16 protein-coding genes are annotated in these 18,543 nt (G+C 68.5%); 9 read left to right on the forward strand and 7 right to left on the reverse strand.

The annotated features are described in order from the left end of the window. Nucleotides 1-62 precede the first annotated feature (62 nt). On the reverse strand, nucleotides 63-2,348 hold the full coding sequence (locus RTQ83_RS02090) for an ATP-binding protein (RefSeq protein WP_312510932.1): 2,286 nt from the start codon (nucleotides 2,346-2,348) through the stop codon (nucleotides 63-65). Between the two features lie 264 nt (nucleotides 2,349-2,612). Here RTQ83_RS02090 and ribA point away from each other — a divergent pair, with 264 nt between their 5' ends. From ribA to RTQ83_RS02115, 5 genes are all read left to right on the forward strand, one after another. Beyond that, nucleotides 2,613-3,281 carry a GTP cyclohydrolase II gene (gene ribA / locus RTQ83_RS02095; RefSeq protein ID WP_312510933.1) on the forward strand — a complete coding sequence of 223 codons (669 nt, stop codon included), beginning with the start codon at nucleotides 2,613-2,615 and terminating at the stop codon, nucleotides 3,279-3,281. 102 nt (nucleotides 3,282-3,383) lie between these two features. Further along, complete coding sequence (locus RTQ83_RS02100; protein ID WP_312510935.1) at nucleotides 3,384-4,835, forward strand: serine protease; 1,452 nt, start codon at nucleotides 3,384-3,386, stop codon at nucleotides 4,833-4,835. A gap of 5 nt (nucleotides 4,836-4,840) precedes the next feature. Then, entirely contained in the window at nucleotides 4,841-5,869 is a 1,029-nt protein-coding gene (locus tag RTQ83_RS02105; protein WP_312510937.1) for an FHA domain-containing protein, read from the forward strand. A 110-nt stretch (nucleotides 5,870-5,979) separates the two neighbouring features. Then, nucleotides 5,980-6,804 (forward strand): NYN domain-containing protein, encoded by an 825-nt coding sequence (locus tag RTQ83_RS02110; protein ID WP_312510939.1) that lies wholly within the window; start codon nucleotides 5,980-5,982, stop codon nucleotides 6,802-6,804. Nucleotides 6,805-6,907: 103 nt separating this feature from the next. Continuing rightward, nucleotides 6,908-7,303, forward strand: coding sequence for a DNA-binding protein (locus RTQ83_RS02115; RefSeq protein WP_312510941.1), 396 nt, complete (start codon nucleotides 6,908-6,910; stop codon nucleotides 7,301-7,303). Here the strand turns inward: RTQ83_RS02115 and RTQ83_RS02120 are convergent. The 5 genes from RTQ83_RS02120 to RTQ83_RS02140 all read right to left on the reverse strand — a co-directional run bounded on the left by RTQ83_RS02120 (nucleotide 7,300) and on the right by RTQ83_RS02140 (nucleotide 13,556). Further along, nucleotides 7,300-8,142 carry an alpha/beta hydrolase gene (locus tag RTQ83_RS02120; protein WP_312510943.1) on the reverse strand — a complete coding sequence of 281 codons (843 nt, stop codon included), beginning with the start codon at nucleotides 8,140-8,142 and terminating at the stop codon, nucleotides 7,300-7,302. The two genes, RTQ83_RS02115 and RTQ83_RS02120, sit on opposite strands and share 4 nt — an antisense overlap. Before the next feature lie 108 nt (nucleotides 8,143-8,250). Further along, nucleotides 8,251-9,012, reverse strand: a complete 762-nt coding sequence (locus RTQ83_RS02125) for a LytTR family DNA-binding domain-containing protein (protein ID WP_312510945.1) — start codon at nucleotides 9,010-9,012, stop codon at nucleotides 8,251-8,253. Beyond that, nucleotides 9,009-10,175: a histidine kinase gene (locus RTQ83_RS02130; RefSeq protein ID WP_312510946.1), complete on the reverse strand. Its 1,167-nt coding sequence runs from the start codon at nucleotides 10,173-10,175 to the stop codon at nucleotides 9,009-9,011. The genes RTQ83_RS02125 and RTQ83_RS02130 overlap by 4 nt, the downstream gene beginning before the upstream one ends. A gap of 66 nt (nucleotides 10,176-10,241) precedes the next feature. Beyond that, a complete protein-coding gene (locus RTQ83_RS02135) occupies nucleotides 10,242-10,628 on the reverse strand; it encodes a response regulator (RefSeq protein ID WP_312510947.1) in 387 nt (128 codons plus the stop codon). Between the two features lie 60 nt (nucleotides 10,629-10,688). Next, on the reverse strand, nucleotides 10,689-13,556 hold the full coding sequence (locus tag RTQ83_RS02140) for an ATP-binding protein (RefSeq protein WP_312510948.1): 2,868 nt from the start codon (nucleotides 13,554-13,556) through the stop codon (nucleotides 10,689-10,691). Nucleotides 13,557-13,718: 162 nt separating this feature from the next. Between RTQ83_RS02140 and RTQ83_RS02145 the strand changes: the two genes are divergently transcribed. The 3 genes from RTQ83_RS02145 to RTQ83_RS02155 all read left to right on the forward strand — a co-directional run bounded on the left by RTQ83_RS02145 (nucleotide 13,719) and on the right by RTQ83_RS02155 (nucleotide 16,810). After that, nucleotides 13,719-14,789 carry a histidine kinase gene (locus RTQ83_RS02145; protein WP_312510949.1) on the forward strand — a complete coding sequence of 357 codons (1,071 nt, stop codon included), beginning with the start codon at nucleotides 13,719-13,721 and terminating at the stop codon, nucleotides 14,787-14,789. Continuing rightward, entirely contained in the window at nucleotides 14,777-15,511 is a 735-nt protein-coding gene (locus tag RTQ83_RS02150) for a LytTR family DNA-binding domain-containing protein (RefSeq protein WP_312510950.1), read from the forward strand. Before RTQ83_RS02145 ends, RTQ83_RS02150 begins: the two co-directional genes overlap by 13 nt. A gap of 81 nt (nucleotides 15,512-15,592) precedes the next feature. Beyond that, a complete protein-coding gene (locus RTQ83_RS02155; RefSeq protein ID WP_312510951.1) occupies nucleotides 15,593-16,810 on the forward strand; it encodes an acyltransferase family protein in 1,218 nt (405 codons plus the stop codon). Between the two features lie 18 nt (nucleotides 16,811-16,828). Here RTQ83_RS02155 and RTQ83_RS02160 read toward each other — a convergent pair whose 3' ends face one another. After that, nucleotides 16,829-17,389 (reverse strand): phasin family protein, encoded by a 561-nt coding sequence (locus RTQ83_RS02160; RefSeq protein ID WP_312510952.1) that lies wholly within the window; start codon nucleotides 17,387-17,389, stop codon nucleotides 16,829-16,831. Between the two features lie 349 nt (nucleotides 17,390-17,738). Between RTQ83_RS02160 and RTQ83_RS02165 the strand changes: the two genes are divergently transcribed. Beyond that, a complete protein-coding gene (locus tag RTQ83_RS02165) occupies nucleotides 17,739-18,542 on the forward strand; it encodes a hypothetical protein (RefSeq protein WP_312510953.1) in 804 nt (267 codons plus the stop codon). The last annotated feature ends 1 nt before the right edge of the window (nucleotide 18,543 follow it).

Raw genomic sequence — 18,543 nt, forward strand, 5'->3', positions numbered from 1 at the left:
CCTTCGCGGGGATGACGGGCAAAAGCAGCGGGCCACAATCGTGCTGATGGCAGCTCGAAACGTCAAGCCAGCGGCAACTCCACCGTAAACCTGGTCCCCAACCCCGCATGCGTCTCGAACCCGATCGTCCCGCCATGCTCCTCGACGATCGCCTTGCTGATGTTCAGCCCCAGCCCCGACCCGCCCTTCGGCCGCGAATCGGCCGCATCGGCCTGCGCAAAACGCTCGAACACGCGCGGCTGGAATGCCGGCGCGATCCCCGGCCCTTCATCGGTCACGGATAAACGCGCCCACCCCGGCCGCTGCGCCAGCCCGATCGTCACTTCCTTGCCCGACGGCGTGAACTTGATCGCATTCGACACCAGGTTGGTCAGCACCTGCACCATGCGGTCGTGGTCGATCTCGGCCTGCACCCCGTCCGATCCCGGCGGCAGGTCGAGCTTCATCTTCACCCGCGTCAGGTTGGCGTGGCCGGCCATCGCTTCGGCCACGTGGCGCAGCAGCGGCGCCAGCGGCTGGGCGGTGCGCTTGTACTCCATCTGGCCGGCTTCGATCTTCTGAATGTCGAGCAGGTCGTTCACCATCCGCATCAGGCGTTCGCAGCTCTGGCTGGCGATGCGGATCAGACCTGCCACGTCGGCCGGCAACTCGCCCGCCATGCCCTGGTCCAGCATCGACAGCGAGGCGTGGATCGAGGTCAATGGCGTGCGCAGCTCGTGCGAGACGGTCGAGACGAATTCGGTCTTCATGCGGTCGACCTTCTTGCGCTCGGAGATATCGTGCAGGAAGATGCTGAAGAAGGCGTCGCTGCCCACCCCGGCCAGCGCCACCGTGGTCTCTACCGTGAACTCGGCGCCCTGGCGGTTGATCACGGTGCGCTCCATGCGCCGTCGCACCTGCGCGTCGGGCGCCAGCTGGCGCAGCGAATGCAGGGCCTTGGCGATGCTCGGGCGGTAGCGCTCGGGCAGGATCATCTCGGCCATCGGCCAGCCCACCGCTTCGTGCGCCGCCCAGCCGAACATGCGTTCGGCGGCCGGGTTCCAGTCGATGATCATGCCGCGCTGGTCGACCGCGATGAAGGCGTCCTGCGCCGCCTCGACGATCGCCGCGATGCGCTGTTCGCTGGCGCGCACCGACGACAGCGCGCGTTCCAGTTCCACGGTGCGCTGGTCGACGCGCTGCTCGAGCGTGTCGTTGAGCGATTGCAGCTCGGCGCGCCGTTGCACCAGCGCCGCCACCAGCGCGTTGAGCGCGCCGGACAGCTTGCGCACCTCGGTGTAGCCACGGCCGCCCGGCACCAGTTCGGTGCTGTCGCCGCGGCGCAGGTGGTCGGCCGACGTCGCCAGCGCTTCGAGCGGACGGGTGATGCGGCGCGCCACCAGTACGCCGGCCAGCGAGAACAGCAGCGCCAGACCCAGGCCGCTCCACAGCGCGCGCCGGCGCAGTTCGCGCACCGGCGCAAAAGCGTCCTGCACGTCCTGGCGCACCAGCACGTACCAGCCCAGGCCCGGATAGTCGCCGCGTCCGCGCGTGGCGCCGTAGCCGACCAGGTAGTCGCGCCCGTCCGGCCAGCGCTCGACCGCGTAGCCGGTGCGGCCCTGGCGCGCTTCGCGCAGGCTGGCCACGTCGATGGTCTTGTCCTGCAATCCCTCCGGGCCGAGCAGCACCACGCCTTCGGCGCTCACCAGGAGCGCCTGCACCTTGTTGCGGGTCTGCACCGGCGCGATGATCGAGCGCTCGACGTCGCGCGCCCATTGCCACGACAGGTGGGTGCCGAGCACGCCGGCCGGCTTGCCCGCGGCGTCCAGGTACGGGAAGGCGACGTCGACGAAGCGGCGCGGCTCGCCTTCCTGCACCGGCAGCAGCTTGGCCAGCAGCACCGCCTCGTGCACGTCGCCGACGTAGTTGCCCTTCAGCGCATTGCTGAACCAGGGCCGCTTGGCCACGTTCTTACCCTCGAGCATGCCGCGCGCCTCGACCAGCACGGTGCCGTCCAGGCCGGCCATGCCGATCCATTCGTAATAGCCGTAGGTGGCCTGCATGTCGCGCAGGATGGCGCGCCGCTGTTCCTGGCTGGCGTTGGGAGAAATCAGGTCGTTGCGGCGCGCCATCAGGCGCACTTCGCGGTAGCGCTCGTACATCCCGCTGTCGAGCTTGTCGGCGGTCTGGTTTGCCATTTCGCCGAGGCCATAGCCGATGCTGCTCTTGACCTGGCTGGTGGCGGCGCTCTCGACCACCTCGACCAGCAGCAGCGTCAGCACGACGGTCAGCAGCGAAAAGGCCAGCGCCAGCCAGGCGCCCAGTCCGCGGGGCGTGAAACGATGGATGAAACGGCGCGAATGCGGCATGTTAAATGCGTCTAATTTGGATATCACAGAATATCACAGCGCCTTTGATGCGAAGCAAGAAACTCTCTGGTTATCCGGCAAGCATACGTGACAGCGTGACAATGCCGCGTCATTACGCCAGATTTGCCACGGTGGCGCCAAGCGATAAGGCGTGCCGGGCGGGCCAAAACCGGGCATTTCCCACGGCAATGTCCGATTTCCGGTAAACTTGCCGGTCTGGAGAACCATCCAGCTCGTCCTTCGCACCCGATTGGAAACACCGTCATGCAAGCCACCGCCACCGTCCCCGCCAACACCGCCATCCTGGAGTACGCCACCTCGTGCGCGCTGCCCACGCCCTGGGCCCAGTTCACCCTGCACGCCTGGGTCGAGCCGGCCACCGGCAAGGAGCACCTGGCGATGGCCCTGGGCGACCTGTCGGACGGCCAGCCGGTGCTGGCGCGCATCCACTCCGAATGCCTGACCGGCGACGTCATGTTCTCGCAGCGCTGCGACTGCGGCGCCCAGCTCGAAGGCGCGCTGCAGCGCATCGCCGAGGAAGGCCGCGGCATCCTGCTGTACCTGCGCCAGGAAGGACGCGGCATCGGCCTGCTCAACAAGATCCGCGCCTACCGCCTGCAGGAAGCCGGCGCCGACACGGTCGAAGCCAACCTGCAGCTTGGCTTCCATGCCGACGCCCGCAACTATGAGCTGTGCCGTCCGATGCTGGAACAGTTCGGCATCCAGTCGGTGCGCCTGATGACCAACAATCCGCGCAAGATCGACGCCCTGACCCGCCTCGGCATCGTCGTCAGCGAGCGCGTGCCGCTGCTGGTCAACCGCAACGCTTACAACGACAAGTACCTCAATACCAAGCAGGCCAAGCTGGGCCACATGATGGCGCCGGTGCCGACCCTGGAGCAGGACGAGAAGGCTGTCGTCAAGCAGGACTGACGCAGTCCGGCTGAAAGCAGGCCGCGGCGTGCGGCGCTAACGCGCGCACCGCCCATTAAACCGGTGGCAAGATAGCATCTTCAATTCTCCTATGAAGATTGCATGAAACGGGCCGTCATCGCACTGTTGCTGTCCTGCTTTGCCGCTGCCGCCTCCCCCCAGGCGAACGCACCGGCCGCGGCCGCGCGCACGGCCGCCGGCGCTGCCAATGCGAATGCGGCCAACGCCGCGCGCCCCGCCGTTTCACCGCCGCCGCAGATGCCGGCCGACACCCCGCCTGCCGCCACGCCCAACTCGCCGATCCCCGGCGAAGTCGAAACCCAGGACGCGCTGCCGCAGCCCTCGTCCGCCGCCCAGGACGTGTACGAATCGGCGCGCGGCGACCTGCTGCAGATCCGCATGCTGCTCAAGAACGGCCGCACCCAGTCCACCGTCGGCTCGGGCTTCCTGGTCGGCACCAGCAACCTGGCCCTGACCAACTACCACGTGGTGTCGCAGATGGCGCTCGACCCGGGCATCTACACGGCCGAGTACATCGATACCGACGGCAACACCGGCCCGGTCGAACTGATGGCGGTCGACGTGCTGCACGACCTGGCGGTGGTGCGCGTCAACCGCAACGGCAGCGGCTTCTTCAAGGTGCCCGAGCAGCCGGTCAAGCTGCGCCAGGGCCAGCCGCTGTACTCGCTGGGCAACCCGCTCGACCTCGGCTTCGCCATCTCGGAGGGGCCCTATAACGGCGTGCTCACGCGCAGCTTCTACGACCGCCTCATCTTCGGCGGGCCGATCAACTCCGGCATGTCCGGCGGCCCCAGCGTGACCGCCAGCGGCACCGTGGCCGGCATCAACGTGGCGCGCCGGCGCGACGGCGAATCGGTCAGCTTCCTGGTGCCGGTGGCGTATGCCCAGGACTTGCTGCGCAAGGTCGCCGCGCAGCCGGCGCCGCCCGACGACTTCAATCCGCTGATCGGCAAGCAGCTGCTGGCGCATCAGGGCGGCATGGTCGACAAGCTGCTGGAAGAACCGCTGACGCTCAAGGGTATGGGGCCCTACCTGGTGCCGGTGCGCGAGTCGGGCCAGGTACGCTGCTGGGGGCGTTCGAGCGTGCGGCGCGGCGCCGCCTTCGCCACCGACGCCATGAGCTGCGTGATGCAGTCGGCGGTGTTCGTGTCCGACTCGCAGCAGACCGGCAACGTGGCCATGACCCACCAGTACATCCGCTCCGGCAGCATGGAGCCGCTGCGCTTCGCGGCCCTGGCCAGCGACCTGTTCAAGGCCGAAAACCTGGGCAGCACCGGCGACCCGCGCCTGACCAAGCCGTTCTGCACGGAGCGCTTCGTGCACACCCGCACCCTGCCGCTGCGCGCCGTGACCTGCGTGCGCGCCTACCGCAACTTCGAGGGACTGTACAACTTCACGCTGCTCACGGCCAGCACCGACGCCGCGCAGGCCAGCCTGCAAAGCCGGCTCGACGTGTCCGGCGTCTCCTACGAAAACGGGATGCGCGTCACGCGCGCCTTCCTCGGCGCGTTCGGGCGCAGCGGGCGCAGGTAACGGGCATGAACGAACAGCTCAGCGGACCAATGAGCGGCCAGATCAGCGCACCGGCCGCGACGCCGGCCGGCATGCCATCGAGCCTGTCCACCGGCGGTCCGTGGACCATCGAAACGCTGGCGCGCAACGGCGAAGTGCTGCACCGTCAGCGCGTGCACACGCTGCCGATCCGCATGGGCCGCGCCTACGACAACGACTTCATCGTCGACGACGACTACGCCGCCCCGCACCACGCGCTGGTCGACGCCGGCCCGGACGGCAAGCTGCTGCTGCGCGACCTGGGCACGCGCAACGGCATCGTGCACGACAAGCGCCGCATCAAGGAACTGGCGATGGGCGGCGACACCGTGGTGCGCATGGGCCATACCACGCTGCGCATCCGCCCCGCCTCGCACCCGGTGCCGCCCGAACTGCGCGACCGCACCATGCACGGCTGGGAAGGCATGGTGCCGGGCCTGGCCGGGATCCTGCTCACCGCCCTGTGCGCGCTGCTGGCGGCCTGGCTCACGGACCGCAACAACATCGAGCTGCAGCGCTACGTGCAGTGGCCGGCCGCTGCCATCGGCGTCGGGCTGGTGTGGAGCGGCCTGTGGGCCTTCAGCAACCGCCTGTTCGGCCGCCGCGCGCGCCTCGGGCGCCATTACTTCATCTTCGGCTGCGGCCTGAGCGCGCTGCTGTGCGTGCGCCTGCTGGCCAGCGTCCTCGCCTACGCCTGGTCGCTCGAATGGGTGACCGGCTACGCCTCGCACGCGGCGGTGGTGACGGTGGCCGGCATGATCTACTTCCACCTGGCCACCGTCACCCCGCAGCTGCGCCGGCGCCTGCGCGTCGTGTGCGCGGTGCTGGCCGTGATCGCGTCGATCCTGGTACTGGCCGGGAACCAGCAGGAGCACGGCCAGATGGCGGACGAACTGTACATGCCGGTGCTGCTGCCGCCTGAACTACGCGCCAGCCCGGATGCGCCGGTGGCGGAGTACATCAACCAGGTCGGGGCGATGAAGAAGGAGATCGATGCCGAGCGTGGCGGACAGTAGGCACGATCAATGTTGACTTCATTACCGAGCGACGAACTCAACTGCTGGTTGCCAAGTCGAGTATTCACCTGTAATTTGGTAAATACATCCATTCTTGCGCCAAGGTAAACATGGGGACCTCATTGCCTTCAGAAAGTCGTGTTGCTGTCCTGGTCGACTGCGAAAATACGACGCCTGCGATTCTGGACTATGCGTTGCGCATGGTAGCGCAGTTCGGTCGCGTGGTTATACGGCGCGGGTATGGAAACCATAGTACATTGGGTAACCGCTGGCAGGACACGTTAGTACGGCAGGCTTTCACCCCGCATTTGCAATATCAATACGCGGCCGGAAAGAATACTGCCGATATCGCGCTGGCTCTTGACGCACTGGAAGCGATGTTTGACCAACGCGCCGATACGTTCTGCCTCGTCACCAGTGATTCCGACTTCGCCTACCTGTGCCGAAAACTACGTGAGCGCGGTGCGGTAGTGTGTGTAGTCGGTGAAACAAAGAGCCCGGCTGCTCTTCGCAATGCAAGCGATCACTTTTTCGAATGGGCGCCAGAAGCTGATCGCCTGACCGGACGTGAGCCGAACCGGCAAGCACCATCTCCCACCCCGAAACAAGGCCCTCGTAAAGAGTCCCCTACCCTGCGTCAGCCACCACCAGATTTTATTTCTGAAGCAATTTCACTCCTGACAAATGCCGCGCCCGAAGGTAAAGTAGCGCTCGGAAGTCTCGGGCTTTATTTGAAACGAACCGATCCTGGCTTTACTCCGGCAACGCATGGTTACGCCGGGTTACTCGACATGCTGAGAAGCTATACCGGTTTGCTGCTCAAGAAAGAAGATGGTGGACATTACACCGTCCGTTTGGAAACCGCGAACACGGGTTCCGGGACCGAAACCGCGAGAGGCCGAACTCGGTTGACGGAAAGCGCCGAAAACACATGAATTCGTAACTGGCCGCCAGTTCGTCTGCAAGGCAGCCGCGAACGTGGGCCACAACCGGCATTCTGATACGAACCGAGCCATTCCCGGTTACGCTCCCTGGTTCATGCGCACACTGCCCATCCGCCTGCGTCCACGACAAGACCTGCGCCAGGCGCTCGACGCGCTGGCGGCCGAACACGGTCTGGATGCCGCCTTCGTCCTGCAAGGCATCGGCAGCCTGAGCGTGGCCTGCATCCGCTTCGCCGGCGTGAGCGAGCCCACCGAATTGCGCGGCGACCTGGAGATTCTTACTCTGGCCGGCTCGCTGTCGCCCGACGGCGCCCACCTGCACATCAGCGTGGCTGACGCGCAGGGGCGCGTCATTGGCGGCCACGTGGCGCCGGGCTGCATCGTGCGCACCACCGCCGAGATACTGGTCGCAGTGCTGCCCGATGCGCGCTTCAGCCGCGAACCCGATCCGCAATCCGGCTGGGACGAGCTGGCCATCCGCCCTCGTTAGCGCGTCGCGCGCGCGACGACCGCATGGCTGCCCGGCGCCGCCATCACTTCGCGCACCGCCGCGGTCACGACCTCGGGCGAGGTCAAGGCCATCTGGTGGCTCGAATCGGCGACGATCGTCTTCGCCTTCGGGTACAGCGCGCGCACCTGGCGCCGCGTGTCCTCGTCCATCCGGAAGGCGCCGAAATCGACTGCGATCGCGGTCGACGAGGTCGGCTGGTTGACCAGGCGGACAATCGGCTTGTCGTCGATGCCGCCCAGCGCCAGCACCATCTCGCCGGTCTCGTCGATGTGCTCGATCTCGCGCCAGACGGTGCGTGAGAAAGCGATCCGGCCGGCCAGGCGGCTCAGGAACGGGAAGTCTTCGGTGCGCTTGACCATGCGCGGGTACAGCGCGTCGATCAGCACCACGCCCTTGACTTCGTCCGGATAGGCGCGCGCGAACAGCTGCATGTACAGTCCGCCCAGCGAATGCCCGACCAGCACGTAGGGCGGCCTGAGTCCCTTATGCCGTAGCACGGCGCGCAGTTCCTCGACGATGGTGCGGCCGTCGCGCGGCGTGCCGGCCTCTTCGCTGTTGCCGTAGCCGGGACGGTTGTAGGCGAACACGGTGGCGTCATGCGCCAGCTGCTGCGGCACCGCGCCCCAGCGCTCGATGGTGTTGCGCGAGCCGCCCTCGAACACGATCACTTCTTTCGATGCCGGATGGCGGATCGTCAGCGACTCCACTTGGCGTCCACCGATGGTGTCGAGCACCGGCGCGGGGCCGGCGGCCGGCGCAGGACCGACGACAAGGCAGGACAGCACGATGGCGGACAAGGGCATTGCGAATCTGGACATGGGCGTCTCCCTGGAAGAAAACGCCAGCATCGCAGCCGGAGTTGGCCGGCGCATCCGCGCTGCGACGAATCGACGGCACAGCCGACGGATGGCAAGCGAGCAGTCTGGCTACATCGCCTTGAACAGGTGAACGAAGGCGCGGCTGACCGGCAGCTCGCTATCGTGGCCGCGCAGGCGCAGGAACAGGCGGCTGGCGTCGTCGCGCCGGGTGCCGTCGAGCCAGGCCAGGTTGACGACCGTCGAGCGGTGCACCTGCCGGAACTGCTGCGGGTCGAGCTGGGCGGCGAGGTCGGTAATGGTGGTGCGGATCAGGTATTCGCCATGCACGCTGGCGACCACGGTGTACTTGTCGTCGGCCTGGAAAAAGCGCACGTCGGACACGTCGAGGTGGCGCGTGCGCTCGCCCTGCCCGGCCAGGATGTAGCGCAGGCGCGGCTGTGGCGGCGCCGCCATCAGCCGATTCAGGACCTGGGCCAGCGCCGCGTCGGGCCCCGCCGGCGCCTGCTGCGGCGCCTGCTGCGGCGCCCGCAGCCGCGCCACGGTGCGCGCCAGGCGCTCGCCGCTCACCGGTTTGAGCACGTAGTCGAGCGCCGCGTGCTCAAACGCCTGCAGCGCGAATTCGTCGAAGGCGGTGACGAACACCACGCGGGTGGCGCCCTCGATCCCCTGCGCCACTTCCAGCCCGGTCAGGCCCGGCATCTGGATGTCGAGAAAGGCCAAGTCAGGTTCCAACGCCGCGATACGCTCGGCCGCCTCGACGCCGTTGCGCGCGACATGGACGATCTCGAGTTCGGGCCACAAGGCCAGCAGCTGGTCGCGCAGGTACTGCGCGAGGTGCGGCTCGTCGTCCGCGATCAGGGCGCGCGTCATGCCGCCTTCACCTGAGTTGGCAGCGAGATGTCTTCGGCACGCCGGTAAGGCAGCGCCAGCACGGCCGCGGCGCCGCACCCGCCATCGCCGGCACGCAGGGTCAGGCTGGCCGCTTCGCCGAACTGGGTCTGCAGCCGCGCACGCAGGTTGGCCAGCGCCATGCCCGCGCCCGGACGCAGGCGGCGTCCCGGCGCCTCCAGGCCGGCGCCGTCGTCGGTCACGCTCACTTCGAGGCGGTCTCCGTGCACCGTGGCGCGCACGGTCACGCTGCCGCCGTCCAGCTGCGGCTCCAGTCCATGATGGATCGCGTTCTCAACCAGGGGTTGCAGCATCAGCGTCGGCACCAGGGCCGCGCGTGCCTCGTCACTGGCATCGATGCGAAAGCGCAGCCGTTCTTCCATCCGGATCTGCATCAGGGTCAGGTAGGTATGCGCCATTTCCAGCTCGGTCCCGAGGGTGCTGTCGCTGCGCCGCATCTGCGACAGGCCGGAACGCAAATAGGTCGAGAAGGTCTCGAGCATGCGTTTGGCGCGCGGCGGATCGTAATCCATCAGGCTCTGGACGTTGGCCAGGGTGTTGAACAGCAGGTGCGGCTCGATCTGGCCCTGCAGCAGGCGCAGGCGCGCATCGAGGGCGTCGCGTTCGAGCTGCTGGCGGCGCAGGCGCGCGCGCCACCAGGCCCAGTTGGCGCCCATCACGAACAGCAGGAACACGGCGAACTTGGTCAGCGCCGCCGGCATCGAATGGAACATGCCCCACAGGTCGAAGTCGAGCAGGATCGGCACGATCGTGAAGCCGATCGTCATGCCCAGGATGATGGCGCCCAGCGCCAGCGCGCTCAGGAGCATCCCGGCGCGCAGGTCGCGCACGTCGGCCATGCGCCCGACCAGCGACGGCGGCAGCCGCTGCCCGGCGACCCGCAGCACGGCGAACAGCGTATGCACGATGCACAGGCAGATGCCGATATTCGGCAGCAGCGAGATCCACCACCAGCCAGGCACGTTGACGCGGCCGAACACGGCCACCAGCGACATCAGGCCGAGCGCCAGCGCCACCGCCAGCAAGGTGGCGGCCAGCAGGCGCGCGGCCAGGGGCGCGCCAGGGTTGGGACGGAATTCCCACAGCGAGCGCCAGCCTTGCAGCAAGGTTGAGTGATCGAACATGCAGCGAGTGTACCGAGCCGCGCGGCGGCTGGCGAGTGCGGCGTTGCTTTCCCCGCCTCGACTACGTCAGATGAAGCCGTGCCGCCCCAGCGTCGCCTTCAGTTCGCGTTTGAAGCCGGCGTAGTCGACCGCTTTCTGGATATAGTCGAGCGCCCCGAGTGCATCGGCGCGGGCGCGGTCGGATGCCAGGCCAGAACCGGACAGGATGATCACCGGCGCCTGCGGCGCGGCCTCGGCGCGCAGGCGCGTCAGGAATTCGAAGCCGTCCACGCGCGGCATCTTGATGTCGAGCAGGAGCAGGTCGAAGCTGCCGGCGCCGACCATCCGGTAGGCCTCTTCGCCGTCGGCGGCCGTGGTGATGCCGACCCGGCCGCGACCGCAGCACTCTTCCAGCGCCAGCCGGGTCAGCATCAGGTCGATGCCCAGGTCATCGACCACCAGTATGTTCTTCATCGGCCGCATGCTAACAGATCGGGCAGCGGGCGCCGTTCGTTAGCGCGCCCTGCTCGTCCTCTACTCGATCTGGCTCAGCAGCCTGCTGACCGTGTCGGCCGCGATCGGCTTGGTGAAGTGGTGGTCGATCCCGGCCTGGCGCGAACGGGCCAGGTCTTCGTCCGAACCCCAGCCGGTGACCGCCACCAGCGTCATGCCGGCCAGTTCGGGCATCGCGCGCAGGCGCTCGGCCAGCTCGAAGCCGGTCATGCCCGGCATGCCGATGTCGAGGAAGCCGATGTCCGGCCTGAACTCCTGCGCGATCAACAGGGCGTCGCGGCCGTTGGTGGCGGTGCGTATCTCGTGCGCATTCAGCTGTAACAGCAGCGACAGGCTTTCGGCGGCGTCGGTGTTGTCGTCCACCACCAGGATGCGGAAGGTGCGGCGCTGCGTGGTGCGCCGTTCGGGCAGCGCCGGGTCGCCGGCGCCGGCTTCCTGCTGTACGCCCAGCGGCAGGCGCAAGGTGAAGGTGCTGCCCTGGCCGACGCCGGGGCTGGACGCGCTCACGCGCCCGCCATGCAGCAGTACCAGCTGGCGCACCAGCGACAGGCCGATGCCGAGACCGCCCTGGGCCAGGCCCATGTTGCGGCCGACCTGGTTGAACATCTCGAAGATCGACTGCTGGTGTTCCAGCGGGATGCCGACCCCGCTGTCGCTCACCGCGATCACGGCTTCGCGCCCTTCCTTGCGCACCGTGAGCGCGATGCGCCCGCCGGCCGGCGTGTACTTGGCGGCGTTGGTCAGGAGGTTGTTGATCACCTGGGCGATGCGGGTGGGGTCGATGTCGAGCAGCAGCGCTTCGTCCCACATCTGCAGGTCGAGCGTGTGGCGCGCACCCTGGATCACTGGCGTGCTGGTCTCGACCGCGCTGGCCACCACCCGGTTCAGGTCGACCAGCTGCTTGCGGATCTCGATCTTGCCGCTGGTGACGCGCGCGACGTCGAGCAGGTCGTCGATCAGGTGCGTCATCTGGCGCGTCTGGCGTTCCAGCATCTCGCGCACCCGCTCGATGGTCTCGGGGCTGTCGGCGCGCAGGCGCATGATCTCGAGGCCGGTGCGGATCGGCGCCATCGGGTTGCGCAGCTCGTGCGCCAGCACTGCCAGGAACTCGCTCTTGCGGCGGCTCGCCTCGGCGTCTTCCAGCGCCAGGCGGCGCAAGTTCTCTTCGTTCTGCTTGCGCTCGGTGGTGTCGCGGAAGATCAGCGCCACCAGGTGTGCGCCCGGCTCGCCCAGCGGCGAGGCATTGGTCTCGTACCAGCGGCCCAGCACGGCGGAATAGGCTTCGAACTGGTCCGACACGCCGCTGACGGCCACCGCGCCGATGCGCTCGATCCACGAGCGCTCCAGCCCGGGCACCATCTCGAGCGCGGTGCGTCCGCGCGCGTCGACCAGGCCGGACTGGCTTTCGAACATCGGATTGAGTTCGAGGTAGCGGAAATCGTTCGGTTGGCCATCGGCGTCGAACAGGATCTCGACGATGCAGAAACCGGCGTCCATGCGCTCGAACAGCTTGCGGTATTTTTCCTCGGACAGGCGCTGTTGCGCCTCGGCGCGCTTGACGCGGTCGATGTCGGTCACCACCGACACCTGGCCGGTGATGCGGCCGTCGGCGTCGCGGATCGGCACCGCGCCGATGTGGGTCCAGGTCTCGCGCCCGTCGTCGCCGCGGTACAGCGCCTCGATGCCGGGCACCACGCGCTCGCCGCGCAGGGCGCGCGCGCCGGGATAGTCGTGACGCGCTACCTGGCTGCCGTCCGGGTGGTACGAGGTCCAGCGCGCGAAGCGGCTGTCGTCGCGCGACGGCATGATCCCGGTCGGCAGGTAGCGCCGCATCTCCAGGTTCGACAGCACCAGCTTGCCGCTGGGATCGGCGACGCCGACGCCGACCGGCAGGCTGTCGAACACCGCCGACAGCCGCGCCTCGCTGTCGCGCAGCGCCTGATGCGCGCGCAGCGCGTCGAGCGCGGTCCAGGTGCGTTCGGCCACGTCCTGCAGCAGGCGCAGGTCGATGTCCTGCCAGTGGCGCGGCTGGGCCGCCTGCACGATCACCACCGTGGCCAGGCTGCCGGCCTTGAGCAGCGGCAGCGCCGGGAAGGCGCCGACGCCGTCCGCGCCGGCGGCGGCGTCGCCTACCGCGACCGGCGCGCCGGCGCGCAATGCGGCGGCCGCTGCGGCGCCCAGGTCATCCAGCCGCACCGCGGTGCCGGCGGCGCGCGCCTGGCCCGTGCGCACCCATTCGGCGCGCACCACTAAGCCGTCGTCGTCGGTCTCGCCGTGTTCGGCGTAGATCACGCGCTCTGCATCGAGTTCGGCGCCGATCATGGCGCTGGCCGCATCGATGATCTGGTGCGACGAGGCGACGCTGCGCAGGCGCTCGCCCAGCGCCAGCTGGAAGCGGCGCCAGCGGGTGTCGTTGACGCGTTCGGTGGTGTCGAAACCGTTGTGGAAAAAGCCGGCGACCGTGCCGTCGGCCAGCCGCAGCGGCGCATACGACACGCTGAACCAGTGCTGGCGCATGCCATCGCCGGTCGGGATCAGGGCCGGCGCGTCGTCCACGTGCTGCGGCGTGCCGGCCAGCGCGCCGGCTACGCGCGGACCGATGGTGGACCACAGCTCGGGCCAGACCGCGCCGAACGGCTGGCCGAGGGCGGCCGGATGGCGCGCGCCGAGCAGGGCGGCATAGGCGTCGTTGTACAGAATCACGGCCCCGTCGCCCCATCCCACCAGCGCCGGGTTGCGCGCCACCAGCATGATGTCGACCGCGGCGTGCAGTTCGCGCGGCCAGCTGTCCGGATGGCCGAGCGCGCTGCGCTCCCATGGGTGGGTGCGCAGCAGCGCACGCATGCCGCCGGTAGCGGAAACGGGTGAGTCTTGGCCGAGATCGTTCATCGCCCCATTGTCGCACGAACCAAGATTGACGATAGGCAATCTTGAACCCCGCGTGGCTTCGGGACGTCAAACAGGCAGCCACGCCGCGCCGGCAGTTGCACTTTGACAAGTCAATGCCGATGCGCGACTATCTGTTTCCCGTTATCAACGTGAAGCCATGCCATGTTCCCGCGTCCCAGCAAGATCGCCGCCAGCCTGGCCTGGATCCTGTTCTGGACCTTGATGGTGTTGGTCGCGGTGGAGGATTACCGGCGCGACGGCGGCACCGCCACCTGGCAGCCGGTGCTGTGGGAAACCTCGTCGGCCTGCGTCGCCACCGTCCTGTTCCTGATCCAGCGCCATTTCACGCGCCGCCACGACGCGCTGGTAAGCCAGCCGCTGCGCTGGTTTGCGCTGCAGGCGCGCTGGCTGCCGCTGTACTGGTTCGGCTTCATGCCGGCGGTGTTCGCGATCCGCCATGCGGTCTATGCGCTGCTTGGTGCCACCTATCGCCACGAGCCGTGGTCCGAGGTGTTCGTGTATGAGGCGCTGAAGATCTCGCTGTTCGCCGGCCTGTTCACCACCATCGGCTTCGGGCTGCTGTCGTATCGCGAACTGCTGGGCGCGCGGCTGCGCGCGGAACAGGCCAACGCCCTGCTGCGCGAAGCCCAGCTGGCGCGCCTGACCAGCCAGATGCAGCCGCATTTCCTGTTCAATGCGCTGAACACCATCTCGTCGCTGATGCACAGCGACGTGGCGCGCGCCGACGCCACCCTGGTGCGGCTGGCCGACGTGCTGCGCGCCACGCTGGCGCTGGGCGAGCGGCCGCAGGCGTGCCTGGGCGACGAGCTGCACCTGGCGCAGGCGTATGCGGCGGTGATGCTGGAGCGCTTCGACGGCCGCGTCAGCCTGGAATGGGAGATCGCACCGGAAGCGTTGCCGGTGGCGCTGCCGGCGCTCAGTCTGCAGCCGTTGCTGGAGAACGTGTTCAAGCACACGGTCGAGCGGCGCCGCGGTCCGGTGGCGATCCGCATCCGCGCCGTGCTGGACGACGGCGCGCTGGTGCTGCGGGTGGAGGACGATGCCGGCGTACTGGAGCAGCAGCAGCATGAGCACAATCGCGGCGCCGGCATCGCCCTGGCCAACCTGCGCACCCGGCTGGCGGCGCTGCACGGCGAGCATGCCGGCTTGAGCCTGGCCGCGCTGGCGCCCGCCGGCGTGCGTGCGGAGCTGCGGGTGCCATGCGCCTCCTGATCGTCGACGACGAGCGCCCCGCGCGCGACCGGCTGCGGCGCATGCTGGCATTGGAGCCGGGCATCGACGCGGTCGAGGAAGCGGCCGACGCGCTGCAGGCGCTGGCCTGCGTGCGCACGGCCGCGCCGGACGCGCTGTTGCTCGACATCGACATGCCGGAACTGTCCGGCATCGAACTGGCGGCCGCCCTGCCCTCGGCCTCCTCGACGCCGGCGCCGCTGGTGGTGTTCGTCACGGCGCACGACGACTACGCGCTGCGCGCCTTCGACGCCGAAGCGGTCGACTACCTGCTCAAGCCGTTCGACCAGGCGCGGCTGCGGCGCGCGCTCGAGCGGCTGCGCGTGCGCCTGAGCGAAGCGCGGCGCGTCCTGCCGCTCGATGCGGCGCCGCGCCAGCTGCTGGTGAGCGAACGCGGCGCGACCCGGGTGGTCGCGGTGGCGGACATCGAATGGTTGGAGACGGCAGACAACTACGTCGCCCTGCACACGGCGGCCGGCGCGCCGCTGCTGCGCCAGACCCTGGGCGCGCTGCTCGAGCAACTGGGCCAGGCCTTCGTGCGCTGCCACCGGCGCGCCGCGGTGCGGGTGGCTGCCATCGTACGCATCGAGCCGCTGGACAAGGGAGACAGCGAGCTGGTGCTGCATGGCGGGGCGCGGGTGCCGTGCAGCCGCCAGTACCGCAGCGCCGTGCTGCAGGCGCTCGAACCGGTTCGCCCCGGCTGAGACCCGGTTCGCCCCATCGCGCTGGCGCCAGTAGCCGCGGCGATAGATGCTTGGAGGCATCATCATTTCGGAGCACACACCATGCAAGCGCGCACGCAGGCCGGTCCGGCCGACCGCCTGTTCTTCCTCGACTGGGTCCGCATCCTCGCGTTCTTCGTCCTGATCGCCTACCACGTCGGCATGTATTACGTGAGCTGGGACTGGCACGTGAAGAGTCCGCACGCCGGCAAGGGGCCGGAACCTTTCATGCTGCTGTCGGCGCCGTGGCGGCTGACGCTGCTGTTCTTTGTCGCCGGCGCCGCCTCGCGCTTCATGCTGGAGAAGATGAGCACGCTCTCGTTCCTGGGCCGCCGCAGCATGCGCCTGCTGCTGCCGCTGATCTTCGGCATGCTGGTGATCGTGCCGCCCCAACCCTATCTGGAAGTGGTGGAAAAGCTCGGCTATGCCGGCAGTTACGGCGACTTCATGCGACTGTACCTGCGCGGCTACGACGGCTTCTGCCGCGAGGACTGCCTGAGCCTGCCAACCTGGAACCACCTGTGGTTCGTGGCCTACTTGTGGGTGTACACGCTGGTGCTGGGATTCGGCATGGCGCTGCTGGGCACGGCGCGCATCGCGCGGATCGGGCAAGGCGCGGCGCGGCTGCTGAGCGGCTGGAGGCTGATCGTGCTGCCGGCGCTGTTCCTGGCCCTGATGCACCAGCTGCTGGCCGAGCGCTTTCCCTCGACCCACGGCCTGTTCGACGACTGGCACAACCATGCCACCTACCTGCCGACGTTCCTGCTCGGTGCGCTGGTGGCGCGCTCCGGCACGCTGTGGCAGGCCGTGGAGGCGCGGCGCCGGAGCGCACTGGCGCTGGCACTGGCCGGGTGGATGGGGATCGTGCTGTGGTTTTCGCTCGACCACGACAAGCACAGCGCGGAAGAGATGGCAGTGATGGTGCCGCTGATCCGTCTGGTCTACGGCTTCTGCGCCTGGGGTGCGATCATGGCGGCCTGCGGTTTCGCACGGCGGTATCTGAATACCGACGGCCCGGCGCGGCGCTACCTGACCGATGCCGTGTTCCCTGTCTACATTGCGCACCAGACCCTGATCGTGGTGCTGGCGCATTCCTTCCAGCCACTGAGCCTGGCGCCGGGACTGGAAGCGCCGCTGCTGATGGCGCTGACGGCGGCCGGCAGCTTCGCCCTGTACGAAGCGGTGCGCCGCGTGGCCCTCGTCAGGCCCCTGTTCGGTCTGCGCTATGGCACCGACCGGCCGCATGCTGGCACACGCGGCCGGTCGGCGTCCACGCTCTAGTGGAAAGCTGCGGCGGGCTTAATGCGACGCCCCGGCCTGGCGGCCCTGCTGGCCGGACTGGCCGTGCTGGGCGGCAGTCTGGGACGACGACTGGCCCGAGCCGTTCGGCTGGCCGGACAGGCTGGTCTGGGCGGAGCCGTCGCCCGCGCGGCTATGGCTGGCACCATCCTGACGTGCGAACGGATCGGTCATGTTGCGCATCGCTTCCTGCTGGCTGCGGATGCCGCGCTCGGCTTCTTCGGCCGAAGTGCGCGCCACTTCGTCCACCAGCGCACGGGCGGTGCGGGTGGTGTTCTGCACATGCTGCTCGGTCACCCGGGCCAGCTCGACCTGAGCGTCGGACGCCAGGCGCGCGATGTGCTGCTGGTACGAACGCAGCTTCTCGGTGGCCGGCTGGGCGCGCGACGATGCCGCGCTCAGCACTTCGGACTGGCGGTCGGCGCTCAGCACCTGCTGGCTGGTGAGCGTGGTTTCCTCGAGCATGGTCTGGGCCAGCTGGATGTTCAGTTCGCACATCTGCTGGAACGAGCGGAACAGCGATTTCGACATGTCGTTGACGAAAGCGGTCTGGGCGTCCATGTGGGACCGCACGGCCGGCGTCACGGATTGCGGGAATGGGTACATGCAAAACCTCTCTGGTTTGGTTGGAGGGCGTGTCGACGGCATCCCCCGGCGCGGCGCCGCGCTCGTGGCGCGCACCCGGTCGGTGCATGCGCACGAGCGATCCCGGAGCATCTCTGTCCAGCTGCGGGCGTTTTTTCAGGCTTCTGCGCTGCGGCCGAAGCCGCCTGCGACACGAGCCTAGAAGGCTAAAGGCCCAAGCGTGCTCGACCTTTGATCTGGAACAAACGAATCCGCATGTATGCAACATGAGCTGGCGCGATCCTTGCATGGTAGAAAGCACCGTGAACCCGTCCGGGAGAAGGCGATGTTGGTGCAAAACGATGTACTCGAATATGTTAGTGCGCCCGAGCGCGCGATCCGCGTCCTGTGGATCGACGTCGAGCAGGCGCTGGCGTATGCCTATGAACTGCGCCGCCGCGCGGCGGTACCCTACCCGGTGCCGCTGCGCGCGCTGCGCGACGACGTGGCGTCCGGGCGCCTGCGCCGGCTGCTGGTCGACCCGTGCGCGGCGCCGGCCCCGCCCGACTGCATGCCGGCCGGCTACCTGGCACTGCAGGCCAAGGCCTGGTCGGCGGTGCGCACCCTGCACGCCGACCGGCGCGCCCTGTACGATCCGCGCCGGCGCGCGATGCTGCTGGCGAACTACGCCACGGCGCACGGCATCTCGAAGTCGAGCATCCTGCGCTACCTGCGCCGCTACTGGGAACGCGGCCAGACCCCGGACGCACTGCTGCCCGATTACGGCAACTCGGGCGCGCCGGGGCGCACCCGTGCGGTCACCGCCGGCATCAAGCGCGGCCGTCCGCGCAAGGATGCGGCAACGGGCCTGAACGCCGACGAACGGATCCGCGCCATCTTCCGCGTCGCCGCCGCGCGCTACGCAGCCAGCCACGACGACTTCTCGCGCCGCGCCGCCTATCGCCTGATGCTGGAGCAGTTTTTCCAGGGGATGGAGCCGAACGCGGTGCCGAGCTTCGGCCAGTTCAGCTACTGGCTGGAGCGCGACGCGTCGATCCCGGTGCCGGCCGGCGACAGCGCGGCCAGGCCGCGCCTCACCTCGGCATCGGCACTGGCGCGCTTCGCCCAGCAGGCCATCGGCGCGCCTTGAA

The organism is Massilia sp. (assembly GCF_031995545.1).
In the GTDB taxonomy this organism is placed as follows: domain Bacteria; phylum Pseudomonadota; class Gammaproteobacteria; order Burkholderiales; family Burkholderiaceae_D; genus Telluria.